General features: G+C 37.8%; 26 protein-coding genes. 5 read left to right on the top strand and 21 right to left on the bottom strand.

Annotated features, from left to right (window positions below; all coding sequences use genetic code 11):
• Nucleotides 1-51: 51 nt before the first annotated feature.
• From A5878_RS08200 to A5878_RS08175, 6 genes are all read right to left on the bottom strand, one after another.
• On the bottom strand, nucleotides 52-1,629 hold the full coding sequence (locus tag A5878_RS08200; protein ID WP_086295341.1) for an ABC transporter substrate-binding protein: 1,578 nt from the start codon (nucleotides 1,627-1,629) through the stop codon (nucleotides 52-54).
• 678 nt (nucleotides 1,630-2,307) lie between these two features.
• Nucleotides 2,308-3,036 carry a DUF554 domain-containing protein gene (locus A5878_RS08195; RefSeq protein ID WP_086295339.1) on the bottom strand — a complete coding sequence of 243 codons (729 nt, stop codon included), beginning with the start codon at nucleotides 3,034-3,036 and terminating at the stop codon, nucleotides 2,308-2,310.
• Nucleotides 3,037-3,064: 28 nt separating this feature from the next.
• The gene (locus A5878_RS08190) at nucleotides 3,065-3,445 is read right to left on the bottom strand and encodes a RidA family protein (protein WP_086295337.1); all 381 of its coding nucleotides are present in this window, start codon (nucleotides 3,443-3,445) and stop codon (nucleotides 3,065-3,067) included.
• 9 nt (nucleotides 3,446-3,454) lie between these two features.
• On the bottom strand, nucleotides 3,455-4,156 hold the full coding sequence (locus tag A5878_RS08185) for a 4-carboxy-4-hydroxy-2-oxoadipate aldolase/oxaloacetate decarboxylase (protein ID WP_086295335.1): 702 nt from the start codon (nucleotides 4,154-4,156) through the stop codon (nucleotides 3,455-3,457).
• Nucleotides 4,156-4,899, bottom strand: coding sequence for a PIG-L deacetylase family protein (locus A5878_RS08180; RefSeq protein ID WP_086295333.1), 744 nt, complete (start codon nucleotides 4,897-4,899; stop codon nucleotides 4,156-4,158). The genes A5878_RS08185 and A5878_RS08180 overlap by 1 nt, the downstream gene beginning before the upstream one ends.
• Nucleotides 4,900-4,953: 54 nt before the next feature.
• Complete coding sequence (locus tag A5878_RS08175; RefSeq protein ID WP_086295331.1) at nucleotides 4,954-5,907, bottom strand: catechol 2,3-dioxygenase; 954 nt, start codon at nucleotides 5,905-5,907, stop codon at nucleotides 4,954-4,956.
• A 336-nt stretch (nucleotides 5,908-6,243) separates the two neighbouring features.
• Between A5878_RS08175 and A5878_RS08170 the strand changes: the two genes are divergently transcribed.
• The 3 genes from A5878_RS08170 (at nucleotide 6,244) to A5878_RS08160 (ending at nucleotide 8,265) form a co-directional block, all read left to right on the top strand.
• Nucleotides 6,244-6,897, top strand: a complete 654-nt coding sequence (locus tag A5878_RS08170) for a GntR family transcriptional regulator (RefSeq protein WP_074535900.1) — start codon at nucleotides 6,244-6,246, stop codon at nucleotides 6,895-6,897.
• Nucleotides 6,898-7,034: 137 nt separating this feature from the next.
• Complete coding sequence (locus A5878_RS08165; RefSeq protein WP_086295329.1) at nucleotides 7,035-7,538, top strand: GNAT family N-acetyltransferase; 504 nt, start codon at nucleotides 7,035-7,037, stop codon at nucleotides 7,536-7,538.
• Between the two features lie 226 nt (nucleotides 7,539-7,764).
• Nucleotides 7,765-8,265 carry a hypothetical protein gene (locus A5878_RS08160; RefSeq protein ID WP_010748304.1) on the top strand — a complete coding sequence of 167 codons (501 nt, stop codon included), beginning with the start codon at nucleotides 7,765-7,767 and terminating at the stop codon, nucleotides 8,263-8,265.
• 174 nt (nucleotides 8,266-8,439) lie between these two features.
• Here A5878_RS08160 and A5878_RS08155 read toward each other — a convergent pair whose 3' ends face one another.
• The 13 genes from A5878_RS08155 to A5878_RS08090 all read right to left on the bottom strand — a co-directional run bounded on the left by A5878_RS08155 (nucleotide 8,440) and on the right by A5878_RS08090 (nucleotide 22,691).
• Nucleotides 8,440-9,129, bottom strand: a complete 690-nt coding sequence (locus A5878_RS08155; RefSeq protein ID WP_086295327.1) for an ABC transporter ATP-binding protein — start codon at nucleotides 9,127-9,129, stop codon at nucleotides 8,440-8,442.
• 176 nt (nucleotides 9,130-9,305) lie between these two features.
• A complete protein-coding gene (locus A5878_RS08150) occupies nucleotides 9,306-10,322 on the bottom strand; it encodes a Tat pathway signal sequence domain protein (protein ID WP_256925778.1) in 1,017 nt (338 codons plus the stop codon).
• Nucleotides 10,319-11,422, bottom strand: coding sequence for a hypothetical protein (locus A5878_RS08145; protein WP_086295812.1), 1,104 nt, complete (start codon nucleotides 11,420-11,422; stop codon nucleotides 10,319-10,321). Before A5878_RS08145 ends, A5878_RS08150 begins: the two co-directional genes overlap by 4 nt.
• Before the next feature lie 294 nt (nucleotides 11,423-11,716).
• A complete protein-coding gene (locus A5878_RS08135; RefSeq protein WP_086295324.1) occupies nucleotides 11,717-12,751 on the bottom strand; it encodes an amidase family protein in 1,035 nt (344 codons plus the stop codon).
• A 60-nt stretch (nucleotides 12,752-12,811) separates the two neighbouring features.
• The gene (locus A5878_RS08130) at nucleotides 12,812-14,026 is read right to left on the bottom strand and encodes a phosphopentomutase (RefSeq protein WP_074535911.1); all 1,215 of its coding nucleotides are present in this window, start codon (nucleotides 14,024-14,026) and stop codon (nucleotides 12,812-12,814) included.
• 4 nt (nucleotides 14,027-14,030) lie between these two features.
• Complete coding sequence (locus A5878_RS08125; protein WP_086295322.1) at nucleotides 14,031-15,185, bottom strand: YhfX family PLP-dependent enzyme; 1,155 nt, start codon at nucleotides 15,183-15,185, stop codon at nucleotides 14,031-14,033.
• Between the two features lies 1 nt (nucleotide 15,186).
• A complete protein-coding gene (locus A5878_RS08120; RefSeq protein ID WP_086295320.1) occupies nucleotides 15,187-15,540 on the bottom strand; it encodes a PRD domain-containing protein in 354 nt (117 codons plus the stop codon).
• Between the two features lie 105 nt (nucleotides 15,541-15,645).
• Entirely contained in the window at nucleotides 15,646-16,569 is a 924-nt protein-coding gene (gene yhfZ / locus A5878_RS08115) for a GntR family transcriptional regulator YhfZ (protein WP_086295318.1), read from the bottom strand.
• Between the two features lie 4 nt (nucleotides 16,570-16,573).
• The gene (locus A5878_RS08110) at nucleotides 16,574-17,677 is read right to left on the bottom strand and encodes an aminotransferase class V-fold PLP-dependent enzyme (protein WP_086295316.1); all 1,104 of its coding nucleotides are present in this window, start codon (nucleotides 17,675-17,677) and stop codon (nucleotides 16,574-16,576) included.
• A gap of 10 nt (nucleotides 17,678-17,687) precedes the next feature.
• On the bottom strand, nucleotides 17,688-18,560 hold the full coding sequence (locus tag A5878_RS08105) for a phosphotriesterase (RefSeq protein ID WP_086295315.1): 873 nt from the start codon (nucleotides 18,558-18,560) through the stop codon (nucleotides 17,688-17,690).
• 13 nt (nucleotides 18,561-18,573) lie between these two features.
• Entirely contained in the window at nucleotides 18,574-19,890 is a 1,317-nt protein-coding gene (locus A5878_RS08100; RefSeq protein WP_086292346.1) for a YhfT family protein, read from the bottom strand.
• 24 nt (nucleotides 19,891-19,914) lie between these two features.
• Nucleotides 19,915-20,277, bottom strand: coding sequence for a DUF2620 domain-containing protein (locus A5878_RS08095; protein WP_074535920.1), 363 nt, complete (start codon nucleotides 20,275-20,277; stop codon nucleotides 19,915-19,917).
• A 380-nt stretch (nucleotides 20,278-20,657) separates the two neighbouring features.
• Nucleotides 20,658-22,691 (bottom strand): glycosyl hydrolase 115 family protein, encoded by a 2,034-nt coding sequence (locus A5878_RS08090; RefSeq protein WP_179190660.1) that lies wholly within the window; start codon nucleotides 22,689-22,691, stop codon nucleotides 20,658-20,660.
• Between the two features lie 430 nt (nucleotides 22,692-23,121).
• Here A5878_RS08090 and A5878_RS08085 point away from each other — a divergent pair, with 430 nt between their 5' ends.
• Both A5878_RS08085 and A5878_RS08080 read left to right on the top strand, forming a co-directional pair.
• Nucleotides 23,122-23,526, top strand: a complete 405-nt coding sequence (locus tag A5878_RS08085; RefSeq protein WP_086295313.1) for a hypothetical protein — start codon at nucleotides 23,122-23,124, stop codon at nucleotides 23,524-23,526.
• Between the two features lie 18 nt (nucleotides 23,527-23,544).
• On the top strand, nucleotides 23,545-24,075 hold the full coding sequence (locus A5878_RS08080; RefSeq protein ID WP_256925775.1) for an AAA family ATPase: 531 nt from the start codon (nucleotides 23,545-23,547) through the stop codon (nucleotides 24,073-24,075).
• 213 nt (nucleotides 24,076-24,288) lie between these two features.
• Here A5878_RS08080 and A5878_RS08075 read toward each other — a convergent pair whose 3' ends face one another.
• Together A5878_RS08075 and A5878_RS08070 are read right to left on the bottom strand one after the other, a co-directional pair.
• On the bottom strand, nucleotides 24,289-24,540 hold the full coding sequence (locus A5878_RS08075; RefSeq protein ID WP_015509648.1) for a hypothetical protein: 252 nt from the start codon (nucleotides 24,538-24,540) through the stop codon (nucleotides 24,289-24,291).
• Between the two features lie 271 nt (nucleotides 24,541-24,811).
• Complete coding sequence (locus A5878_RS08070; protein WP_086295312.1) at nucleotides 24,812-25,762, bottom strand: zinc-binding dehydrogenase; 951 nt, start codon at nucleotides 25,760-25,762, stop codon at nucleotides 24,812-24,814.
• Between the last annotated feature and the right edge of the window lie 7 nt (nucleotides 25,763-25,769).

Genomic DNA, 25,769 nt, shown 5'->3' with positions numbered 1-25,769 from the left:
CCTCAAAATAAAGAGCCATTGCGGCTCTTTATTTTATACTCTCAATCCAATTTAGTTTTTTGACACCGTATCTAAGAAGTAACTTCCTGTTGGATGATGTTCGAACCCTTGCACCCAGTTGCGGATACCTGAAACATTTTCTCTGGTTTGTAAGTAAACCCAAGGCATCTCATCATTGATAATCTCTTGCGCCTCGTGATAATAGGCCAAGCGTTCCTCTTGGTCAGAAGTGCTACGAGCTGCATCAAGTAATTCATCTACCCGTTCATTATGATAGAACGTACGATTTCCAGCTTCGCCAAAGCTACTTGAATGGAACAGTGGATACAATCCATAGTCAGCATCTGTTGTGATCGTTGTCCAACCTAGTAAGAACATATCTGGTTCACCAGCTGCTGCAGCATCTAAAAATGCTCCCCACTCCATTTGGTTGACCTCAACAGTGATACCTAATTCTTCTAAAGCAGCGGAAACAACCTGCGAGACACGGATTCGTTCTTGATTGTTATCACCGACGTACAACGAAAGGGAGAACCCGCCATCTGGATAACCAGCTTCTGCTAATAGTTCTTTTGCTAATTCAACGTCATAAGGAGTAGCTTCCAAGTTTTCATTATATCCAAAAACCAATTCGTTGATCGGTCCACTCATTTGAGTCCCGATCCCCATATGAACCGTTTGGATAATCGATTCGACATCGATAGCATGGGCAATCGCGCGACGTACCCCTACTTCTTGCAACGGTGTATCATTTCGAACGTTGAAACCTAAGTATTCCGTTCCTAAATTTTCTGTCGCTAATAAAGTCAATTCATCGTTTTCTTCAACCTTTTCATTATCAGAAGGAGCGATATCATAAACAATATCGACGGTTCCTGACTCTAGTTCAATCAAACGAACACTTGAATCTGTAATTGTCCGAAACTCAATTCTTTCCATTCCCGCTGGCTCATCCCAGTGATCGTCAAATCGATCTAACGTCACGTGACTACCGGTTGCCCATTCAACAAATTCAAAGGGACCCGTTCCCACAACGCTGCTGATACCATAATCTTCACCAGCTTCTTCCACAGCTTTCTCACTCAAAATTCCAACCGCAGGATGTGCTAAATGAGTCAAGAAAGGCCCGAAGGCACCATTTGTCCCGATAAGGATCGTATGATCATCGATCACTTCGATCGTATCAGGATCGATCGAACCAATGATATGACTGATCGAAGGTGAGTCAACCGCCCGTCGAAGGGTGTAGGCAACATCAGAAGCTGTCATCGCTTCCCCATTATGAAAGACAACATCTTCTCGCAACTTGAACTCATAAAGGTTCTCTTCAATTTCTTCCCACTCTGTTGCTAACCCTGGCACTAACTCAAGATCGTTCGTCTGTTTGATCAGTGTTTCATAAATCTGTCTTGCTACCCTGGTAGTTGCTTGGTCGTTCGTTTGATGGATATCTAATGTCACTGGATCCGCACCTGATGCGACCACTAATACATTAGGATCAGAACTAGCTCCCCCTGACACATTCCCTCCCGAACTATCTGTTGGGTCTTGGCCTCCACTACCACAAGCACCTAATACCATCAGACTTGTTAACAATACGAGAGCCCAGCTTGTTTTCCTTTTTTTCATGTTATCCTCCATTTCGTCCCCTGTAACTTAAGGATTTTTTTTTGCGCTCTTCTTCATACCAGCAAATATAGAAATTAGACGCATTGGCGTGTAACTTGGATCGAAAACACATACGCTCGTCCTGTTTTCTATCAACTAACTATAAAAAATTTGCTCATAATGAAGAAGCTTTTATCTGAATGATGAAAATTTTCAGATAATAACAAACTTTAGCTTGGAAATGTGATAGATTTGTGATGAATACCTAAGAAAATTGTCATTTTGTTAGAATAAAATGAAGAATTGCGATTTATTATCATTAATTTGACTTTTTCTTATAAGCTTCCTCTTTTTTAGATGCCGTTTTATTCCTAATTCCCTTCTTTAAAATAGAGCGAACACTGATTCGTACAGAGAATCAGTGTCTTTAGCAAGACAAGAAGCTTTGCGAGTTTTTTTTCATCTCACCAGAACCCCGATCCCTCTAGACTATTTGGAAAAGCTGAAATCGCTATTCATTTGACAAGAACTGAACGAAAGAAGCGTTATGCAAACTTTCTTCAGTTATATTTAACTAACGCTCCTTTAATTGTCCAAACGATCCTTTTAAGTAGAAAAAAGTACAATGGGCAAAAATATGCCTCACTGTACTTTTTAGTAAAAACGATCACCCGAATCAGTTATTTCTAACAAGGACCATTAGATCAGTGGAACAATGAAGTTGGTCCAAAGATGACTGATAGGCATCGCTAAAATCATTGCTGGGATCATATCTGCTACTGGGAATTCTTTGACTTTCATCATCCGAAATCCAGTAGCGATCATAAGAAATGCCCCCGCCGCTCGAAAATCGTTGATCATTTCTGGCGTTGTCAAAGGTAAAATCTGTTTCGCCCCCAAAAACAACAGGAAAAAGATAATAAATTGCGGTAGAGCGATGATCGAAACCACATAACCTAAATTTGCAGCAAAAATCGCAGCAGTGAAAAGGTCCAGAATCGATTTTGAGATCAATATAGTGTTATCCCCTGTCATCCCAGCATCTAAAGAACCATATATGCCGGTTCCACTGGCACAAAATAAAACGATCGCTGTAGTTAACGCGGAGACAAACTCTTCTTGTGATAGTGTGCTTTCTTTGCTCTTTGCCATAGCAGCAATTGGTTTCTCCATCAAAGAGGCACCATGATTGATCCACTTACCTAATTTCAAAACCAATCCTAACCCTGTTCCAATCACCACCGCAAAGACCACGGCTGGCATATTCTGCATTAAACCTAAAGTAAAAATCCACATCGACATTGAACAAACCCCAAAGATTAAGGTAATCTGGGTCTTAAATTCTGCACTTAGCTTTTTTCCTGCTATCCCGCCGACGATTCCTCCAACGATAACAGATGAAACATTAATTAGTACTCCTGTGGGCATGCTTGGTTTCCCCTACTTTCACTTAATATCAAAGAACAGCGACCATCTCCACTTGAACGTGAACCCCCGGTTTCAATGAATGAACGGTGGTATGCCTTGCAGGTCGATTATCAGGGTCAGGGAATAGTTTTAGCCATTCTTTGTTTACAATTTCTTTGTATGATCGATCTGTCACTGATACGCTGAGATGGGCAATATTTTCGCTACTCCCACCTGCTTTTTCCATAATCTCAAGGATATAGGTAAATAGTTGTGCGACTTCTTCTTCTACAGTTTCTGGCATTTGTCCCGAAGAAGGATCGGTACCCATAAGTGCAGAAGTATAGACCATATTTCCAATTTTAACTGCTGTTGGTATTGGATTTTCATGCGCAGAACCGTTGATTTGAATCACTAGTCTTTTTGTCATGGTTATCACCTACTTGATTTCATCATCGACTTGGTCAAGATAAACGACCCCTTGCTCTGATAAACGCCCACGCAAATTATGGAAATCCATACTTAAGATACCTGCCGCAATTTGCTCTTTGACCGTTGCTTCTTTTCGCATTCTTTTTTCTGCGCTTGCTAAAGTTGCCGCTAGGTTTTCTTTTTGAACGACGACTACCCCATCATCGTCAGCCATGATCAAATCACCGCCCCGCACGACTTGTCCAGCACAAGCTGACGGTGCATTGACCCAACCACCTTTATTTTTGAACGTTCCTTTGGAGTAAATCGCTCTTGTCCATACTGGAAAACCTAGTTTACGAATTTGCGCAACATCCCGAGCAGCAGAATCGATCACCACTCCTTGTATACCGCGTTTCATCAAAGCAGTAACGATCAATTCGCCGATCATACCGCCGACATATTCGCCGCTGGTCGTCGTGATCACTAAAATATCTCCTGGCTGACAAACCTCGATCGCTGCATGAACCATAAGATTATCCCCTGGTGGACAGATGACTGTCACCGCAGGCCCTACGATTTGCTGACCTTCGATCAATGGTCGCATATAAGGCAACATCAGGCCAGTTTTGTCCTGTGCTTCATAGACAGTGGAAACATCATATTTCCGATAGTCCTTTAACGTATCTTCTGATGGGCGGTAGATATTTTTTAAAATATATTTATTCATTAGTTAAACGCACCTCCTACATATGGAAAGAAACGTGTGAATGCTTCTGCATATTGATAGTCGTTATTTCCTGAACAACGTCTTGCCTGATTGCCCCGCAGCAAAGCTTTGGCACTGTAATAGTTGATCAAATGTTCCTGTGCTTTGAAGCAGTTCATTGCTGCTTGTTTTTGCTCATAGGTTTCAGTAATATCAATGATTACTTCTGGTTGAAAGCCACTGATCTCTGATTGGTGTGGTTCAAACCCGAAAAGCCGACTTTGCTTGCATCGTTTTGTGTCATCGATCTGGATACCGTTTGAGGTGGACAAAACGCTCGCCTCAAAAACAAAGTTAGAAACAAGTTCATGATCAGGATTAAACGCATCTTTTGGTCCATGGGTCAAAATGATATGTGGTTGAACGTCGCGCATCTTACGAACCATTCGATCCATTTCGGCTTCGCCTACCGACATATGATAGTCTTGCAAATCCCATAGCTCATAATCCGTAACCCCTAAATGTTTTGCCGCTTTCATAATTTCTGAACGCCGAACTGATTTGACCTGCTCCAGCGTTTGACCTGGTTCATTCCATAAGTCGTTTGACTCACCTCGAGCGCCATAGCTCAAAACAACCAGTGAGACGTGCGCGCCATACTTGATGTATTTGGCGATCGTTCCGCCACTGCGCCAAATAAAGTCTCCGGCATGGGCACTAACAACTAATAGGCGTGTCTTTTCATTGATCAATGATGCTTCCAATTTTATTCCTCTTTTCTATGTTCTCTGTGGAAATGCTGCTTTTATTTATAAGGATTATTCCTCAACATGAGGTGTGCCGTACGTATGGAAGGTCGAAACAGTTTTATTGCCCCAAGCCTGTCCACGAGCACGTTCCTCTTCGTCCCATGAGATGACTTCCCAGTCCGGTTGCAATACTAAATATCCTCCTGCGGCGATCTCGATGCGATTTCCACCTGGTTCATAACAATAAACAAAATACGTTTGATTGATCGCATGCTTACTTGGTGCAAATTCGATGTGAATGTCATTCTCACAGAAAATATCAGCCGCACGTGCGATCTCAGCAAACGAATCGACCGCCATTGCAATATGATGGAAACGTCCTTTTGAAGCGGTTGCATCTTTTGTGAAAACAACCTCATAAGACTTGTTATTTGGACTGTACCAGACAGCTTGACGTGATCCGTCTTTAAATTTGATCTGTTCCGTGAGACGCATTCCAAGTAACTCTTCCATCATGTCGCCATCAGCCGGTGGGTTTGAGGACAAGAAATTGATGTGGTCTAAGTGTTTTACAGCTGCTCCCCGACCAGTAAATTTCTGCGGTTGATTTTTCAAACAAGGCTTAAGTTCAGGTGGCGCAACATATTTTACTGTTTCGTAGTAGAGCTCGTGGAGATGTCCATCGGGACCTTTAAAACGGTATGCTCGACCATGACCATAATCCCCTTCGATCCAGCCAACACCAAAACCAGCTCTTTCTAAGGCATTCGCTCGTCTTTCTAACGCTTCTGGACTAGTCGTTCGATACGCTGTGTGCTTGATTCCAGCAGTATTTGAAGCAGTCAAAATGACAGAATAAAGCTCATAGTCACCCCAACAACGTAAATAGACAGAGTTGTCTTTTTGATAGACTTCTTCCATTCCTAATACATCAATAAAGAATTTGGTGCTTTCGGATAACTTCGGTGTCAACAGTTCTACATGACTTAAGTGTGCAATTTCATGACTCATTTTCTGTTTCATTTTTCCACCTCATTATTTAATAGTTTTGTGTTCTATTTCTAGTACCAACCTTCTTACCTCCGGACAGTAAGCGATTACAAAAGTCTAAAAAATAAAACAACGGTTTTTCTTCTTGCTAGCAACGATCCAACAACGAATAACGTTAATCATTATTGTTGAACAATTTCATTCTACAATTCACTCTTTTCTTTGTCAACAGCTTTTGGTGATTCTTTTTTTGATCCATTTTTGTTCCCCCTAGAGGAAATCATTGACATACAACGGAAAATCCCTGTATAGTAAGTCTAGAAGATTGTTGAACAACATTTATCAACAATAAAAAAAGCAGGTGAAGAGATGGAACAAAAAGCAGCATTACCCGTTGATAAAGCCTATGAATATATAAAAACGCGCATCATGGATGGACGTTTTCATCCTTCTCAGAAATTAATTGAGAACGATTTAGCACAAAGTATTGGTGCCAGCCGTAATACCATAAAAAAAGCGTTGCTTAAGCTTGAACAAGAGAATCTAGTTATTTTGGAACCAAACAAAGGAGCAAAAATTAAAGCCTTTGAATTGCAGGAAATCAAGAATTATTTGGAAATTCGGGAGGTTCTAGAAGGTGCGATTTTGCGTCGGACCGCCAAGACGATTTCTACCTCCGATATCAAAGCACTTGAAGATCTGATTGAGCAAATGAAGGAATTTGCTGCCTCCAATAATCTGAATGGGTATTCACAATGCAATCAGCAGTTTCATGAAATTATTTATCGTGCCTCAGAGAATCAGGAGGCAGTTGCCTTAGTCAAACAAATCAAAACACAATTGCAGCGATTGCAGCTTCGAACGAATCTCGTTCCCGGACGAATTGAGCAATCGATCCAAGAACATCAGCAGATATTGGCAGCGCTGAAAGCAAATGATGGCAGTGCTGCTCAAAAAGCGGTCGTTGCCCATATCACCCATTTAATAGAAACGATCGATGCGAATTATCAACAGCTGATTTAAGTAGAAAAACGTCTATTCTGATAAAATATAGCGACTAGACAAGATGAACCAGCGCTTTCGTTTCTGCTATATGTTTGAATGTGAGTTTTTTGATAAGCAATCAGTCCGTCTATTAGGAAAATTAAGGAGAAGCACACATGAACATTTCTTTTCGCCCCCCGCTATTACAAGACCTTAAGTCTATAATGGAAATTGAGCGAGCTAGTTTTACGGTAGATGAGGCAGCATCAGAAAAAGCGATGAAAGAGCGTATTTCAATCATTAAAGATAGTTTTTTGGTTGCAATCAATAACGACGATCAACCGATTGGCTATGTTGTTGGACCGATTATCCAGGAGCGGTATTTATATGATGAACTATTCGAAAAAACCAGTCTAAATCCTCCTTCTGGCGGTTATCAAAGCATTCTTAGTTTAGCTGTTGCACCCGAGTATCGACAGTTGAAGGTTGGTGGAAAACTTTTGAAGCAACTTATCCTGCAGTGTAAGGAGCAGCAAAGAACTGGAATTACATTGACCTGTTTGGAGCCATTGATCCCTTTCTACAAAAAACACGGTTTTAGTTTAGAAGGTCTTTCTGCTTCACAGCACGCAAATGTCCCTTGGTTTAATATGGTTTTAGAACTGAAACGAAATGAATAAAAAAAGAGATCACTTCGATCTGTAATGGTCTCTTTTTCGTCTAAAGAGCTCGATAATCATTTCCTTTGTGAAACCTGAGGAAGCGAGAATACTGTTTAAGCAAATGAGACATAGTAAAAAAAATCTGAGATTCTTCATTCTATTTACTAGTAATTAGAATGAGATAGATGTATTATTAAGATAAAAGAAATAAGTTGGTATAATTTTACTTAAAAGGAGAAAATACATGAAAAAAATATTTATTGCCTATTTTTTATGTTCAATGTTGGGTCTTGCAGCTTGTAGCACAGGTACCTCGGATAGTGTATCAACCAAAGAAAGCACTACTCGCACTTCGCTTACAAGTGAAAGTACTCTTTCCAGTTCCTCTTCTACAAATGAATCAATAGCTGAAACAACAACTGGAACAATTCCCAGCCAATCATCTGTTACACAGAACACACAAATCCAATCATCAGATATTGCGACTGATTCAAATACACAAGCGAATGCTGACGCTACGCTTTCTATGGAAGATCAAGCATTAGAAATGCTGTATGCCGCTAGACCAGAAATGAAAAATGACGATTATACATTCGCATTTTTCGGGATGGTTGGTGCTGATTATCTTTTCCGGGGTACAAGCATTTCGATTCGTAATCAAGGCGGATCGGGGACAATAGGATTTTTCCGAGTAACACCTGAAGGCGCTGTGATCGATACCGACTCATCGGGAAATCCTTACTAAATCATCCGTTCTTAATGATTCAAAGTTACTATTAAAAAGTTTTGCGGATTTCAACATCCCCAGAACCGAATAGTTGGATATGTTTTTCATTTTTCGAAGAACAAAATGAATAAAGAGAGAGCAAAAAAGAGTTGTCTTTTGCTTCTCTCTTTTTAATTGCCGGTTGTCCTTTTATTATTGGTCCTTCACATAAATCTCCTGATATTTTTCCATCAATGATTTTTTAGGATCATTGTATTCAAACATAACCCCATCTTTCAGAAATAAGATCTGCTGAGAGATCTCCTCCAAATTATACAAAATATGAGAAGAAACCATGATCGCTTTTCCTTCTGCAGCCAGCTGCTGCAAAATAGTCGAAACCAATAAAACATTGGTAGGATCCAGTCCGTTCATCACTTCATCCATGAACATATATGACGTATCCCCGATTACTTGCATCGCAAAACAGAGCCGCTGACGCATGCCTAATGAATAGGTCACTACGCGGTTTTTTGCATAATCTTCCATTTGTAGCAGAGCAATGATCGTTTCAACCTTCTTTGATGACTTCCAAATACTTTTGTATAGCTCAAGATGTTCAATACCGGTAAATTCCTCAAACAATTCACTTTGATCTGGTAATAGAGATACATTTTCTAATAAACGGCTTTTTTTCTTTAGCGAAGTGAAATCTTCGCCGTTTAATGTTATCTCACCAGAAAAGCACGGTACTTGTCCCAGGATTGCTTTCATCATTGTGGTCTTGCCAGTACCATTTGGCGCTACTAAACCAATAATCGCCTTTTCTGGCAATTCAAAGGAAATATTTTTTAGGATCTGCTTATCTCCAAAATTGACGGATAAATTCTGAATGCTCAACATTTTTTTCGTCTCCCTTCAATCAGATAGGTAAGCAGAAGCAAACCCGTTAAACGAACGATCCAGGCTAATAAGACCCTGACTCCGAAATCAAAACGCATCCGAGGATCATAATAATCAAACCAGCTTCTCCCCAATACGACCTTCCCAATACTAACAAAAGAAGTGGGGAAAAAATGTCAGCTATTGTATGCTCCGCCACCTCGAACCAGATAAAAATTACTGGAAACAAGCAGCAGCAATGAAAACATCGCACTAATAATCTGAGAAGAAAACCACTTATTTAGTAAAAACGCAAATAGAAAACCAAGAATCAGGAACAACACATAGAGAGCAAGGCAACGAAGCAACACGCTTCCCAACGTCGATAAACCAAAATTCACTTCGATACCACTTGTCCAATAAACCGCCACTGGATAATCTAAGCGCCCAACTTCATGGGTAAAGCTATAGAGAAAAACGCAAGCCATGACTGGTAAAAGCAAGCTGAGCCCATACGCTAACCCAGCTGCAGCTTTGGCTAAAAATCTGCGGGACTTGCGCAATGGAAATGTCGCAAGCAGTGTCTCATGTTTTTGGTCCCGTGTAAAACTATCACTAATTCCTAAAATGAAAAAGAAAAGCAAAGCCATTGGCAAGATCGTTTCACTGCTTCTGAGCAAGGCCTGCAAAGCCGTTTTTTCCTCCAAGGCTTGTGCTGTCACCTCCCCCTCATAGCGGGCAAATTCCTGATATTTCAAGATATTTTTTTGATAGTCGTAATGTCCATCGATTTTTGCATTCGGATTATTGTTTAAATAATAAGGAATGTCGTAACGTAGAACCCCAATATCGTTTGCGAATAGCTGCTCGTCAGAAAATCGATACCATTCACTCGTGGCTTCAGCGTATTGCCGCCAATCATGATCATCGATCGCTGCTAATCGCATTTGATCCCATTTGTTCCAAATCGGAAATACACTCAGCGCATAATGAACATAAAAGTGAGTATTTTCATCCACAGTAGTATTTTCTAGAAATGTCTGTCTTTCCGCAATTCTGGTGTTGATAACAGGTCGATTGATTTTATCGATCGGCTCGAAAGTGGATGCGACCTGCAATGTATAGTAGACACCTAAGAAGAAAAGCAGGAAAAAAGAGACATACGTTCTTTTTTGGCGAAACTGTCGCTTTAATTCGAACATCCAGATAGTCATTTCCTTAATCCCCCTTTCACTCGTTGTGTGGTCAACCAAAAAAGAGCGACCGTATAGATGAGCAAGAGGATCAGAGCGAAATAGAAAGAATAGAATGACCAATCACTGGCAAAAGCATAGTCTCCTTGAAGCAGCTGGAAGACATTCAGAAATTGAAACGGTGTAAGCAGCCAGATCCGACTAGGAACAATCAGCGGTAATGCCCCAAGTAAACTAGCAAGTAAGCAGGTTTGTAAGACGTCTTTCGTTACAGTAAAAATGAACGAGGTCAAACAAATGGCAAAGCCAGTGATGACAATCGTCATCAGAAAATACAAGAGCAAAAAGAGAAGAAATTCAACTGCTTGAATTTCCCGCAACCAATAGGCAAAAGGATATGAAAAATCAACATGATCAAAAAAGAAAGAACAAAAAACAGCACTGATCAAAAACAAGCTGGTCCCTATGGTGCAAATTACCAGTCGAATGATGATAGGAATAAAAATTCGGTCTCGTTTTCTAAAAGGTACGCTGTTGGAAAACTGCGGTCGTTTCACTTCTGAAAGAAAAAGATCTGCTGACCAGAAAACAGTCAAATAAAAAAGTAGTGCGCCATAGAGTAAAAAAACGGTTTTCCAGTAGTCACTGAATCCTTGCTGATTCCAATGAAATTCTTTGTTTTTGGCAAGTACTTGTGTGAACTCACTTGTTTCTTGAACCACTGTTGACTGTTTTGGAAACAAGGATCGGTCACTTTCAGCGGCATACTGCTCATAGAAAGTTCCCATTTTTTCACCATAATCTATGCTGGCAAACAGATACCGTTGGCGATTTTCTAACATAGCAGATTGTGTCATGGTTGCTAAAGCGTTGGATTGATCGATAAGACTAAGGTAACGCTCATCGGTATTCTCGACATCGGTCAAATCAATTTTTTGATAACTTTGCAAGGCGATATCGATAGATGATAGTCGTGCCTGAGCAATATCTGCAACCGTTTCTGTCACATTTTTTTGAATGAAAACAAAAAATAGCGGCAATAACAGCAAGAATACTACTATAAAGCGATGCTTTAGGCTGTTTGTTTCTAATTTTAGGTAAAAGAGAAAGGTGTTTTTCAAAAGATGCTCCTTATGATTTTCATAGATAAACTTAAACATCACTACTTTCTACAAAAAGTTTAATGTATTTAAGTCTATTTTTTAGTTAAAGTTAAAGATAAACTAAAGCATTTTAATCACATTTCAAAACTTTCATCTTTATATTTTGTATAAAAAGCTATTTTAACCTTAATATTTTCTATTTCATCAGTCAACACATTTTGAACGAAAAAAACCAAAGACAAATAAATGTCAATGGTTTGACTAAATCTTATTGGATTTCGACTCGTTGCTATAATTTCAAAGATATTCGTTTTACAAATTATATCCATCGTCAAAATAAGAATGATGATCGAGAAAATAATTCTTCAACAATCTATCTTCTTTGGCGATAAGTTTTTTTGCTAAATGAAACATTTGTTGCTCAATTCCTGATTGAGGCTTTCCGATTATTAAGTACCCAGTAGCTAGACTTGTAGTTGGAACGATCAACCCGATAGCATTACACATATTGACAACTCTGATAAATCCTTTTTTACCAGCAACTTGATTTTCTCGCGTCTGATCATCAAAATGTCCGATGAGTGTTTCACCAATACCGTAAATGTCAATTGGTCCTTCTTTCGAAATAATTATATCTACATCTAAAAACAATCGTTCTACTTCATCAATTAATTTTTTACGACTTTCTTGATACTTATAGGAAAAATCCTTCGTAATTATTTTCATAGTCTCCATGTCTACTGATAAAAGATTCTTATTTATTTCTGAGTCTACAGCAACAGTTACTGTCTTTTCTTGGTCCTTATGATCAGTAAGGATTTGTGCTAATTGCTTTATGAGATCTATCTCACGACTAATAAGTCCGATGGATGGTGTGAAAGATATGCCATCTGTTGAAGATTTTACCATTTTTTCTAAACTGAGCATTTTCTTCCCCACTTCCGGATGGATATAACCAACTAAGTTTAAAGCTGCTGCTGGAGCTAAAACTGAACCACCTCCGTCCGTACCGATTCCAACATCATTAATACCTAAAAAAACGTTCACAGCTGTTCCACTCGATGAACCAGTCATTACACCACCAGTAATTGGATTTCTTAAATCTATATCTATCCCTCTTCCTTTATGACTTGCTTTGTCAATCGTGTGAAGATGGAAGCCATTTTTCTCCAAAAAATCTATAAAGAAAGATGTGAAAACTATAGAATCTTTCAGTCCAATATAATATCCAGAAGAGGAACTGATTTTCTCTATGCAATTGGGAAATACTTTAATGACGGAGTTGTAAAAATTTGCCATTGCTAAACTTGTTCGCTTGGAATACTCTTGAACTTTATTCTGCTCCATGTTATAAACTCCTTAAAAGGCTCGATTTTGGTTTTACTACCATTAATCGAGCCATTACATTTAATTAATAAATAATTCTGGCAAAAATGACTGACCATTTTGAGGAGGCGAAACGTTAAAGTAATCTGCTACAGTTGCGCCAACATCTGCAAGGGTTTGTCTATTTCCTAAATATTTATTATGGATACCTGGACTATAAAGCAATATGGGAACCTTTTCTCGAGTGTGATTGCTGTGCCCTATCGTGGGATCGTTCCCATGGTCTGCCATAACAATTAGGATATCCCCCCTTTTTAAGGATGGAAGCAATTCTTTGATTCGTTTATCACTAATTTCTAAACGATCAGAATAACGATTTACATCTTCCGCATGACCAGCCAAATCAGTTTCTTGAATATTCAGCGCAAAAAAACCATGATCAAGCGTTTTCACTTCATTGATCAAATCATCAAAAAGACGATTTGTATCAACTCCTGGAAATAAGCGTTTACTATCCGTCTGGATAATATCAGCGACTTTGCCCAAAAAAGAAACTGGGATATTTGCATGATCTAAGATTGTGGGAGTTTGAACATTTTTATTAATACCATATCCAAGATGAACGACTTGATAACCAGTATTATATACGCCAGATTGTGGAGCATCTACTCCTGCAATTTCTCCATTCCTTGTTTTTCTTGCTCCGAGTAAGTCTTTTAATGTTATGTTTTCACCACCAAAAGTAATGACTCTAGAAACCTCAACCACTTCCCTTACAACATGCCCAATTTTTGCCAAGTCATTAAAGGAGATCAAATCCAGACAAGCTGAAACATTATAAACTTGTCCATAATCTGTTTCCAAGTTATCACCGACCGTTGCAAGTTCATCTACAACTAAAATCTGTGTCCCGCTTTCACCCACTCTTCGAACTTGATGACCATACTTTATCAGATTAGCTTCGACTTCATCGATTTTTTGATTGAATGGTTGAATCAATGGAATCTTAGGTGTTGTGCCCATAATTTCTTGATGTCCTAAGAATGAGTCGGCTCCATAGTGTGCTAGGTCAGCTGTGCCATAATTTGCTGTCGGTGAAAATTTATGATTTTTTATCTCAAAACCAAGAGCATTCATCAAACCTAAGCTTTCCAACGTTGGTATATTAATTGACGGATTGGAGGCAATGATATGTGCAGCAGTGTTGCTTCCTAGATCTCTAGGTCGAACCTCCTTAACATCATCCATTGCGCCAACGCCAAAACTATCTAAAACGATAACAACAAATTTCCCCATTTTTTCACCTTCTAACTATATTTCCAAGGCTATCATATATACCTTCGACTTTTGGCGAGCCATTTTGAATACCTGAAACAACTGCTACATCACTTCTAGTAACAAAAATTTGTGTTCGAAATGCAGCGATAACGGTAGCTCCCACAGGGTGGGTGGATTCTGTTGAAAGATAATAATCAATATTTTCATTGCTAAAAGGTCGAACTCGGTCTTTTTTAACTGATTCCGAACTTACAATCAGGGCCGAGTCAAGATGTCCACGTCGATAATATCCACCACCATAAAAATAAGCATGTTTATCTAAGTTATGCGATATTTCGCTCACATAAACCATAGCTGGATGTTCCGGTAACATCATCTTTGAATGTAATGGTGTAGTTCCAGTAAGTGCATGTCCGGGTTCGCCTTGTGTTCCCCCAATTTTTTTTATGAAAGGAATAGTTTCGTGACAAGTTGCTGACGGAATATTCACTTCTTTTATTACGATCCCTAACTCTTCAAAATTTTTTTTCGCTTGCTGGATCGTTTTCACATTATTGGTAGGTAATAACTTCGATTCCCCATCAAATAAGAAACAAGGAAAAGAGGTCACACCTTCAATGGTCACATGGTCTGTTTGTCTAACTAATTCAACAATTGAAGATAACTCGTTTAAATGAAATCCACCAAATTGCCCCTCGTAAATCTGATCATCAGATTCAATGATTTTTACTAGAATCTTTTGTTTTATAGTAAGCTCTTCAGCTGCTTGAATGATTTGTTGTAACGCCTCCAAAGAATAAACCGTGATATAATCAGTTCCGTAATTCATGATTCTAGTTAAAAGATTCCGTGGTATTTGAACTAAATGACCCACATTTCCTAATGGTAGATTTTGTTCCATAAGAATCAATGCTTCTTTATAATCCACGACCACCGCTTTTTTGATTCCCGAATCATGTATCTTTTGTGCAACTAATGGGTTGCGGCCAAATTGCTTAGTCATATAAAACAAGTTTATTCCATGTGTCTTGGCATCTTCTGCTAAGCTTGCAGCATTTTTTTCAATCATATCAAGATCCAAGACATAGGTATCTGGAAGTATTTTTCCTTCTTTATGGAGAGAGATTGCAGCGTCAACCAATTTTTGATTTCTTTGGATGGTAACATTCAAAAACATGTTATTCCTCCCTCAACATATTGATGATATGAAGATAAAAGTAATCAAGCTCAGCTTCAGCAAATTGCTTTCCTTTTGTCATTCTTTGAAGATCCTGCCATAATTCTTTCGAGTGAAGAAATTTTGGATCAGATTGGATTTCCTGACTGATAAAAGATTCGAGGTCATTTATCGTCTCATTTTGCTTTCGTCGTTGGTCTGCCATCGCTAGATGAGTCAAAAAGACATCCGCTTTTTTATCATTATCAATAATTTTTTGCTGTAGTAAATAATCTAATACGTGCAAAACATACTCATAAGTATTTTCATCGATTACTTTTGAACTTAGTAATATTGCTAATTTTTCTCTAATCATCTAATCCCCCTATTTCACTCAAAACACAAAAACATATTCTATCAAGCAATGGATAAGAAACTAGGTTTCCTGATTGCCTGCCTTGGTATACAGCTATAAATGAAATCAATACTGAGGAATTAAACGCCCTTCACAAACCTCTTTTTGAATAGCAAGAATTTTTTCTTTATCTACGCTTTTTTGGAAGAATGCTTTCATAGACGTTTCTTCCGTATGGGTAATGATAACGGAAGTACTCATTTCTTGCTCCATTTCACTTCCTTCTAATGGAACAGCATAGAGCCCTTGATGGTTTTTATCTCTAATTTCATCAAAATTCCAGATCCCAGCATCAATACTACCATTTTGTAAAGAAGATACGATTTGATGCCCTTGCATTTCAACAAATTCAACTTGTGTCTCATTAACGACTGCTTTCGTTAATAATTGTTGGTCAATGGAACTATAGTCAATAGCAATCTTCATCCCTTTTTCAATTGACTTTTTTTTCTTGTCCCTAAATAGCAACACATGCTCACTAAGATAAGTATGTTGTCCAAAGTCCAATGTGATTTCAATCGGTTCTCCATTTTTTATTGCTTGATTTGCCGCAAATTTTGAAACAATTGCAAAACGATACGTTTTATTCAAGATTGATCGAACACGCTCTTTTGATCCTCGAATATATGCAAGATTTAATTTAATTTTATTTTCTTTGAAGGCTTCATATATTCCTGTTGCTAATCCCTCATATAGACGTGAATATGGTAAGGTCATTGTACCGAGAATCGTATCTGATAACGCATATTCTTGCAAAATATTATAATTAATTTCTTCTATAAATGTACCCATGTGACCGTGACTTTTAACTTTTATTGCATCAATCTCTTTTAAAAAACTCCAAGCATTTTGAACAGTCCCTCTGGCTACTTTATATTTCTTTTGATATTCCGTAACACTCTGAACTCGATCGCCCTTTTTCTTTTGTAAAAGATCTGATGCTAAGTAGTTAACTATGATTCCTTTTTTCTTTAAAAATTCTTCTCCCATAGACTCACACCTCTTTTTCAACAACATCCATTGCCTGTTTTAAAATCCGCATGATCGTGTCTGCACCTGATCGATTGGGATTTATACGAATCATGAATTGTTCAGCATCTGGATCAGCTGCTCTAAATGTGCCAGAAACCCGATAGACAAGTGGAGAGAACTCATATTTTGATTCTGCTCCTACTGGATTGGGTAAGGCACCAAAACTTGTAGCTTGTTCAATGACTTTTTTTGCAATTGGCTTTTTTAATTTGACGACAATTACCTTCGACTGAGCATTGATTAGAAATGCTTTTTCAATCCCTCCAATTTCTTGTTGATTGATTCGACCACAAACCTCTTCACTTACTTTTGCTGATATAGCCAATGAGACCGGTGCATAGATCAATCCTTTTAAAACGTCTATTGCTTCATGACCTTGAACCTGCCCACCACCAGAATAGTTGTCATTCTTCAGGCGTTGAATCGCTTTTTTTTCACCAACAATACAACCAATACCTTCAGGACCAAGCAATTTGAACGTAGAGAAACAAGATAGATTGGCACCGAATTCGGAACCTAACCCCTTAGTTTTTAGAGCCGAATAATTATCATCAGTAATGATCTGGATAGTTTTATCAAACGCTCGGATAAAGGCAATCAATGATTTTAAATCATAGGAATCATCAAATTTTTGTCTTGTTACTTGAATCAATATTCCGTCTACTTTATTATTTAAAAGTTTTTCTTTGACTTCCTCGAGATGATTATAATCAGCAAAAATTGTTTTTAATCCTAACATCTCAATCGATACTTTTGACGTAGGATAGATTGGTGCATCATGAACCATTAAAGTTTTGTTAGTTCCTAAAAGAGAATATAATGCTAACCTGATGGCATTCGTACCAGAACCGCGTACAAGCATCGCAGCCTCAGCATTAAAAAAATCTGCCAAAACCTTTTCAACTTTTTGAGTAGTCCTCGGCTGATTTAACCCTTTTACAACACCAAGATCCCCTCGTGTTAGAATTTCTTCACCTGAGAAGTTTCTGGTTATAGCATCTACAAAGCGAAACTGCATTTGAGTCGCTTCTTCTATCGACAAACTTTCTAAAGGGAATGTCTCCATAATTTCGCTCCTAATTCATAAATATTCTTGGATTATCTCGTAGCATTTTATCGATAAAATTCTCAGATAAACCATTTTCAAGTGCAAGTGGAACAAATGTATCCAATAAATAAGAATACCCTATTCCACCTCGATATGCTAAATTTGACTTTCGAGTAATATCCATTGAAAGAAATACTTTGTCTTGATAACCACGTTTTTCAATCTCTTTTAGCATCTCTATTCTTAGCAGATCTGGTTGATAGTTCTCTTTTCCAATCGTGTCAAATTCTACATATACCCCTTGATCTAACATTCTTAAAATATAATCACTATTACCGGTCAAATCCACGTGTCCAATCACCACTTTATTTAAATCAGCCCCATGCTCTTTAAAAAAGTTTACTTGTTCATGGCCAAAGGTTCCCAATGTTGTGTGAGTCGATATAGGAACATTACAATGTTTTTGAGTGAGGACAGCAGCGATAAATATTTTTCTTTCTCGTTCAGTCATATGGTTTTTACTTGTCCCTATTTCACCGATAAGTTGTGCTTTGATACTGGTTTCCGCAATTCCATTTTCTATCTCATTTACCATAAAATCAGTCAACTCTTCAATCGTAGCTGACGTCACAAATTCGGGTAAAAATTTATCTTGGTAAAATCCTGTTGCTTGGACAATATTGATTTTAGATAGCTCAGATACTTGCTGAACATATTTGGGATTTCTTCTCATGTCCATATTTGTCAGGTCTACTATATTACGAACTCCCTTAGTATACAATTTTTTGTATTCTGAAACAGTCTCATCAAAACAATTTAAGTTCGTATCATCATCTTTCTTCAAACGTGAAAGATCGATCGTAGTATGTTCGTGCATATAAGTTATACCGTCTAACAACATCACTTCAATCCTCCTAGTTTGCAACTATTGGTGCGAATAATCCCAATAAATACAAAATGTTGACAATAACGCCTAAACTGATTGCAGCAATAGGACCCACGGCTAATTCTACGACTGGCTTTTTCGCTTTTCTATTCAAAAGCATCAAACCGATGACCCAGAAAAAACCTATTCCTGGTGCAATTTGCTCAGATGCCATCGCTCCCCCAATTAAAAGAGCAACTTCTAATACTTTATTCATAGCTGTACGAATATGTTCACCCATTTCGCGTATGCCTGGAAATTTGTCAAGGGCTTTTGCCATTAAGGTCAACAATTGTACTTCAACAAACATTAGCAGTGCACCCACTAGAAAAGCAACAAGAGGATTACCATTCAATAAGATTCCTGCGACAAATACAAAAGTCGTGCCAGCTGGGCTATACACACCTGTAACGATTGCAGTTGAAAAAACTAAGGGAATGAAGCCAATTCCGCGAGCAAAAGCAGCTAATGCAGCTTCACTCATTTTTCCTTCTGAAAGCAAATTTAATGAAATAGGATCACCTGCAATAATCATCAAACTTGTTGATGCCGCCACTAAGCCCCCTGTAACGGATAACCATAACCAGTTCTTCTTAATACGATTCACACGTTCTAAAAATACACTTACAAGGCTCTCATTTGAGTTACTACCATCGCTTTTCACTTGAATGGCATAAACAATCATGAAGAGCATCCCAACAAGTAAGGACATTCCTTCTGCACTAAGTGTTAATGTCGCGCCATTTCCTAAATCAAATGTACCAAAACGTTTTACAACAAACAATGTTAAAAGCGTAGCGCTGAATGAAATCGCACCTTTTTTGAATCCATGTTGACTAGCGATTGCAATCGCTGGAAAAATACTAAAACCAATAACTACAGGAGCACCTACTTGCGAAAGTGAGTCCATAAAGTTCACCGGCATCATTGCAAAGAGATCAACAACCGCTTGGAGCCCAATAACTAATCCAACACCATAAATAGCTCCTACACTAGCAGCAACAATAACTCCGATTTTGCCTTCCGGTGCCCAAGATCCGATAATATCTGTCATTAATAATACACTATGGACTAATAGAATAGATGCACCTATTGAAACAGGAATGCCAAATCCAATGACTAATCCAAAACTTAAAGCAAAACTTGTCGCTGCAATTTCTTTCTTACCAATTTTTCCTTCTAAAAATTCCGGAATGATTGGCCTTAATCCGTCATTAAAAACAGCGATTCCCTTATTTGCTAACACTGCACAAAGTCCCCCTAAAAGTGCAATAGCAATTAATTCAACAATTTTCGACGATTCCATCTCTTTTCCCCCAAATTATATAATCTATTGTTTTTTTAGTTCGTCCATAATGATAGGTACTACTGCTTCTTTATGCTGAGCGGTAAATCCAAAAGCTTTTTTTCCTGAACTGACATGTTCTCTTATTTCAGATTCCGGCATCACTTTTCCAGGCATAGAAACAGTTACACAGTTATCATGGCCTAATAAAGCTAATGCCATTGCCAGAGCACCCCCACCACCAGTATTACATGCCCCAATGTAATAGTCAGCTTGTTTATTTTTGACTGCCATCGCAGCATCTAAATCACTTTTGATAACAATCTCGAACTGATCATCACCAAACGTTTCGACTAATGCTTTCACCTCGTCCTTATCGATTTGACCGCCGATAACTATTTTTTTCATCAAAATTTCCTCCTTATGAATGTACATTTTTTTGTATATTGATAAATAATCAATAATTACAAATTGATTGTAACCGGAGACACAATCAATTGCAAGCCCTTTCTAAAAATCATTTGAATGAAAGTTTGTTTCAACTCTGCCCTTTTTTAAAACTGTTTTATGAAAAACCTACTTCGCTTAGCGTATATTCACACCAAAAAAAGTAGGTTTCTTTGTTCCTCTTAGTCACTTATTCCTATATTTCTATTCTCGAATTTTTTGGGGCAGTATAATTTTGACTATTGTGTTGTCGTAGTTTTTATTTGCAACTAGAAACAAAATGCAACTTTATAAATAAAAAAATGTAAAGAGGTCTATTCGCATCTTTAAAAGTACTTATTTCAATACCTTAAGGCTGCTCTGATTTTTCTTGCTAACTTTTCATCCGTCAGCGCTTTTTTAGTATTTGAAAGCAACATAACTCTTGATTCAGTGGGATCCATAATATATTTTCTCTCCCACTGATCTTGATCTGGACCATCGCCAATGATGCGAATGTAAGACAACAGACTTTTGATCATCTCTTTTGTCAATGTTAGGTTGGTATAGCCATCATTTTCATAAAAATCATACCATGTATCACTAGGATTTTCCTTCAGTATTTGAATTAGTTGATGGATTTCTTCTAATGCATCGAAAACTTTTACAAATACAAAGACCATTTCTTCCCGATCAATCATCTGATAAGCGTCTAACAAATGGAGCAGTGCTTTTAATGTTTTGCATTGAACGGCTACTGAGAGGTAAATATCATTAAAAAAGCGAGCATTTTGTGCATGTTTATCCTGAAGGGATAATGTAATCTGCTGACATCTCAGCAATAGATTCTCCCAGGCTGCTATCTTTTCTCCTACCATAGAGAAAATTTCTGTGACTTGCTCCTTGATTTTTTGATCACCCGTCAACCATTCTATCCTCGGAATTTTTGTTTCTTGCTTGAGCCAGGATTGAATAATTTTTCGAATCAAATAACAGGCAAACTCGTCCCCAGCGGTTTGATCCTCATGTGTTCCATAGCGAATAACCGCTTCAAAGTAAGCTTCATAGACAGCTTGGATCTCTTCTTGCTGATTTTGATAGTATTGTGTTACATGCTCTGAAATTATCTCTTGATTGGTTCGTAACTGATAATCTGCTCGCCAGAAATTCGCTATTTCTTGTAAGAACAAAATATGCGGTTTTATGTTGCCTGTATTAACTAAGACAAACTTATCCATCTTGACTTCTCTAACCGCCATTAACTCTCTAGAAACAAATTCTGGGCTATTAGGCAAGATCGTCAAGAAATTAGATGCTTGTAAATCATGAAAGGCAACGTGATAATAGATTCCTCTTGATTGATTTGGTTTTGGTGTGTTTGTTAACACCTCATCTCGAGGATCGTGATTCCCTTGTCTACGAGAAACCATTTTGCCATAACCATTATCCGCCCAAATCTCAATCACATCATCTGGAAGCTCAAGTAAGCCAAGATTAAATAATTCCGTCATCTCCCCATAAATATTCATTGAACATACTGCATGGGGATCGACTTCTTTAACCATATGATATTGCAGATAAACGATTTCGTTGATCACTGCTGCTTTTTCCGCTGCAGACCACTGTCGATCAAGATCTTCTGCCCAAAAAGGACAATCCCCCTGTCCACGAAAACCGAGTGTGTAAATGACGTTGGTACCTTTTTGCTCGTGTAAGGCTTTTTTCCATAATTCCTGAAACAACTCAAAATGTTCCTCGTATGAAGCCTTTAAACCGGGATACCTTCTAGCAAACATCTCAGCGCCTAATGGCTCGGCATGATGATGTGTATAGATCAACCCCATCGCTTGCGCATTTTCCCGATGTCTATGACTGTTCTTATCTGTTCCCGGGATGATAACATTTCCGCCTAAACGTAACAATGTTTCATAAATACGTTCCCAGACATATTCATTTGAACCATTATCTTCCCAATGATCCAGCAACAACTCATCATTGACAAACCAGCCCCGGTAGTCCGTTGCAAAATCAGGCAATGTTAAATCAAAATCTGTCCATTCAATAAATGGCTTTTTTATTGGGGGAATATCCATGAAATACCAAAAGGGTTGAACATCTAAAATTTTATGAGAGATTTCAAGAACCCCATACATTAATCCTAACGGTGTTTCAGCACACACTTTTACTTTATCTGGCGATACGAAAAGTATATGAAAAGCATCTGTTTTATTTTTTTCATCAAGTAAAACCAATTCAATTGCATTTGTCTTCCTCGTATCTGTCACAACGGTTAATATGTCACGTTGCAAGATCTCGCAAGCATGTCCAATCACTTCATTTTTCAGCTGTTTTGACGTGACAGAAGTATTTTTCGAAATGAAAAATGTTGTTTCCATGTATTCACCCATTTCATCGATTTCTTTCATTTATTTTAACTCTAAAGAAAATCCAACTACTGTATTGTAACTAATATTCTATCCATAACTTCACAGTCACTCTACTTTTCTCTTAGAATAAACAGAACTACATTCAAATAATTCCCATTTAAACACTTTGATATCGTTTACAAGTATAGAATAAAGGAAACCTTTACCCAAAAAAATAGAGAAAATCGATGAAAAAACTAAAAAAACAGACTTTTTTCGTATTGTGGTTTTAATCGTATTCTTTTAAGCAAACCCGTCTCTCATAGACAGATTACTTTAACTCAATCAACAATTTCGTTCTTCCCATTACCAGATTGGCGATACAAGTTACCTAAAATTTCCCTCGCTTAGCACCTTCCTACTGATATAATGAAGTAAATCAACGACAAGGAGCCACAACATGTCAAAAATAATTATTTCTGGAAGTATCGCTTTTCAAAAGGATTTTGAAGAACTAACGAATACACTTACTGAAAACGGTCATCAGGTGATCAATTATCCAAAAGCCACGGACGATCTTTCTACTCAGTTTCCAACCTTATTCGTAGACTTTTATAAAGACATAGAAAAAGCCGAGATTTTTTATTTGTATAACAAAGAAAAAAATGGCATCTGTGGTTATATCGGTGCAGCTGGCTTTGCGGAAGCAACCTTTGCTTTGACTCGAAAACTACTGTACGGACAGAAAATTCAATTGTTTTTGCATGAGGAACCGAGTGAAAAAGTAGCTTGTTCTGAAGAGATTGGGCTTTGGAAAGAGAATGGTTGGATCACAGTTAAAAATCTAAACACGTTTTTGGATTGAGAAAAAAACACTTTTTATATGAAAGCTGGCGGTAGTCTGATGAAAAAGCTTATATTGATCAGTGGTACGATGGGAATTGGTAAATCAACTATAACTGAAGAACTATCCAAACAAACAAGGCAGTCTGTTTACCTTGACGGGGATTGGTGCTGGATGATGAATCCATTTGTCGTCAATGAAAAAAACAAGGATATGGTGATCAACAATATCCATTTTCTGTTAAACTCTTTTATCAATAACTCTATGATCAACGTCATTTATTTTTGCTGGGTTATGGATGAGCAAAAAATTGTGGATCGAGTCTTGAACGGCATCGCATTGGAAGATATTGACGTGCAACACTTCTCATTAATTGCCTCGCCAGAAAAATTGCAGAAAAACTTTGAAGGAGATATAACCACCGGGAAACGAACACTATCTGATTTACAGCGTTCACTGGATAGGTTACCAAAATATACTGAATTGCGTTCAAGAAAAATTGATATTTCCCATTACTCTGTTGCGGAGACCGTTTCAAAAATAAGAAAAATAATTTTGGCATCTTCTTAAATATTCCTTCAATTAGTAAATTTTGGCCCATGTTTTTTAACGCAACTATTCTCAGAGAGCTACTTCTTGTGACTGACACAAATAAGCCCACACTCATAAGAGCATGGGCTTATTGAGATCATTGTCAATTCTATATCTTCAATTGAAATCTGGCTTTTATCAGTTCAGATTTCAATTGCTGAATAATGGTGACAATTTCTTATTATTCTTCAATTACATATACTTCTCAACTTCATCAATTTCTTTTTGTAGTGCTTTTTCATCGTACTTTTCATACTTACCGGCTTCGTGTGCGATCTTTTTGATTTCATGAATCGCTTTTTTCTCAACGATCCATTTCTTCATACTATGTTTTTTTGCATCTGCATCTAGTGTGTCTAATTCAGCTAAATTTTCATCTAACTTATCAAGAACCTCTGCAATCTTTACCAATGCTTTTGCTTCCTTTTCTTCATAGTTTGTCATAGATATCACTCCTTAAGTATTTGATATATTTATCTTACTGCTGTAATTAAATATTTTCAAATTAAATGTACTGTGTATCACAAAGTTTTATCTTATTCTCACTGAATAGATAAAAACTATAATTTTTTTGCAATATTCTATTCATTTTACATTTATTTTTATCCTTAAAGATGTATCATAAGAGAACTATCGATTATATAAAAAATGCCTTAGTGAAACATCAAACATTCGGTGTATCGTTTGCAATAAAAACATCTAGTTTTTTACCTTCTTATGGTTGCAGCAGAATTTTACCGATACTTTTTCCAGATTCTAAATAATCATGGGCAGCTTTTCCGTCAGCTAATGAAAAAATGGTTGGTTGACTGATTTTCATTTGATCCTTGCTAAAGTAGTCAAACAATCGAGAGCTTCTTCTCTCCCGCTCTTGAAAACTTGTCAAGTAATCCCAGAGATCTCCTGTCAAAATACTTTTTGATTTAGATAGCAAGGGAATAAAGTCGATCGCTGGCGGATTTCCGCCGGCCATGCAAAAAAAGACAACCTTCCCTCTATTTTTGAGCAAATCGACACTTTCGGCTAATGTAAGCCCAATGCCATCATAAACGGTATCAAAGAAAGAAGTGTAGGTATCTTGCCATTCTGTATTTCTTAAAAAGACTTGTTTTGCTCCTTGGTCTAAAGCCAGTTGTCGCTTTTCTTCCGTAGAAGTGACGCCATACACTTCTAGACCATCAGCCGTCAATAGTTGCGATAAAATTTGTCCGACGCCACCACTTATCCCATGGACGAAGACCTTACTATGATTCACATTATTGCCAAGATCATGAGCTAAAAAATCAGCTGTCAACCCTTGCAGTCCAATACTGGCTGCTAATTTAGGTGGTATACCTGATGGAATACGGATGGCATTTTCCTCAGGAACAGCCACCAATTCTGCATTAGCAAAAGGAACATCCACAAAAAGAATCGTTTCCCCTAGCTGAAACTTGGAGACAGATGTTCCTTTTTGAATAATCCTCCCTACCCCTTCATAGCCATTAATAAGAGGCTCTCGGGATTCAATATGATAGGTGCCCTTTCTCCGATAAATATCAGCATAATTCAATCCAATATACACCATTTCTACCAATAGCTCATTTTCATGAATGATGGGATCAGGCAAATCCCCATATGTTAAAACAGTTGAATCACCGAATTCATTAAAATACAACGCCTTCATGCGCAAA

The organism is Enterococcus sp. 3G6_DIV0642 (assembly GCF_002140635.1).
GTDB lineage: Bacteria > Bacillota > Bacilli > Lactobacillales > Enterococcaceae > Enterococcus_D > Enterococcus_D casseliflavus.
Note: the sequence above shows the minus strand (reverse complement) of the source record. Positions and strands in the feature narration are given on the sequence as shown.

Excerpts from the sequence above, each read along its gene's own strand:
- A5878_RS08185 (WP_086295335.1), bottom strand. The coding sequence starts at position 4,156 with ATGAATAAATATATTTTAAAAAATATCTACCGCCCATCAGAAGATACG.
- A5878_RS08095 (WP_074535920.1), bottom strand. The coding sequence starts at position 20,277 with ATGAAAAAAATAGTTATCGGCGGTCAAATCGATAAGGACGAGGTGAAA.
- A5878_RS08070 (WP_086295312.1), bottom strand. The coding sequence starts at position 25,762 with ATGAAGGCGTTGTATTTTAATGAATTCGGTGATTCAACTGTTTTAACA.
- A5878_RS08110 (WP_086295316.1), bottom strand. The coding sequence starts at position 17,677 with ATGGAGACATTCCCTTTAGAAAGTTTGTCGATAGAAGAAGCGACTCAA.
- A5878_RS08165 (WP_086295329.1), top strand. The coding sequence starts at position 7,035 with ATGAACATTTCTTTTCGCCCCCCGCTATTACAAGACCTTAAGTCTATA.
- A5878_RS08195 (WP_086295339.1), bottom strand. The coding sequence starts at position 3,036 with ATGCCCACAGGAGTACTAATTAATGTTTCATCTGTTATCGTTGGAGGA.
- A5878_RS08080 (WP_256925775.1), top strand. The coding sequence starts at position 23,545 with ATGAAAGCTGGCGGTAGTCTGATGAAAAAGCTTATATTGATCAGTGGT.
- A5878_RS08085 (WP_086295313.1), top strand. The coding sequence starts at position 23,122 with ATGTCAAAAATAATTATTTCTGGAAGTATCGCTTTTCAAAAGGATTTT.
- A5878_RS08175 (WP_086295331.1), bottom strand. The coding sequence starts at position 5,907 with ATGAAACAGAAAATGAGTCATGAAATTGCACACTTAAGTCATGTAGAA.
- A5878_RS08125 (WP_086295322.1), bottom strand. The coding sequence starts at position 15,185 with ATGTTTTTGAATGTTACCATCCAAAGAAATCAAAAATTGGTTGACGCT.
- A5878_RS08150 (WP_256925778.1), bottom strand. The coding sequence starts at position 10,322 with ATGACTATCTGGATGTTCGAATTAAAGCGACAGTTTCGCCAAAAAAGA.
- A5878_RS08200 (WP_086295341.1), bottom strand. The coding sequence starts at position 1,629 with ATGAAAAAAAGGAAAACAAGCTGGGCTCTCGTATTGTTAACAAGTCTG.
- A5878_RS08155 (WP_086295327.1), bottom strand. The coding sequence starts at position 9,129 with ATGTTGAGCATTCAGAATTTATCCGTCAATTTTGGAGATAAGCAGATC.
- A5878_RS08135 (WP_086295324.1), bottom strand. The coding sequence starts at position 12,751 with ATGGAGCAGAATAAAGTTCAAGAGTATTCCAAGCGAACAAGTTTAGCA.
- A5878_RS08090 (WP_179190660.1), bottom strand. The coding sequence starts at position 22,691 with ATGGAAACAACATTTTTCATTTCGAAAAATACTTCTGTCACGTCAAAA.
- yhfZ (WP_086295318.1), bottom strand. The coding sequence starts at position 16,569 with ATGGGAGAAGAATTTTTAAAGAAAAAAGGAATCATAGTTAACTACTTA.
- A5878_RS08130 (WP_074535911.1), bottom strand. The coding sequence starts at position 14,026 with ATGGGGAAATTTGTTGTTATCGTTTTAGATAGTTTTGGCGTTGGCGCA.
- A5878_RS08105 (WP_086295315.1), bottom strand. The coding sequence starts at position 18,560 with ATGTTGTTAGACGGTATAACTTATATGCACGAACATACTACGATCGAT.
- A5878_RS08075 (WP_015509648.1), bottom strand. The coding sequence starts at position 24,540 with ATGACAAACTATGAAGAAAAGGAAGCAAAAGCATTGGTAAAGATTGCA.
- A5878_RS08100 (WP_086292346.1), bottom strand. The coding sequence starts at position 19,890 with ATGGAATCGTCGAAAATTGTTGAATTAATTGCTATTGCACTTTTAGGG.
- A5878_RS08160 (WP_010748304.1), top strand. The coding sequence starts at position 7,765 with ATGAAAAAAATATTTATTGCCTATTTTTTATGTTCAATGTTGGGTCTT.
- A5878_RS08170 (WP_074535900.1), top strand. The coding sequence starts at position 6,244 with ATGGAACAAAAAGCAGCATTACCCGTTGATAAAGCCTATGAATATATA.
- A5878_RS08190 (WP_086295337.1), bottom strand. The coding sequence starts at position 3,445 with ATGACAAAAAGACTAGTGATTCAAATCAACGGTTCTGCGCATGAAAAT.
- A5878_RS08120 (WP_086295320.1), bottom strand. The coding sequence starts at position 15,540 with ATGATTAGAGAAAAATTAGCAATATTACTAAGTTCAAAAGTAATCGAT.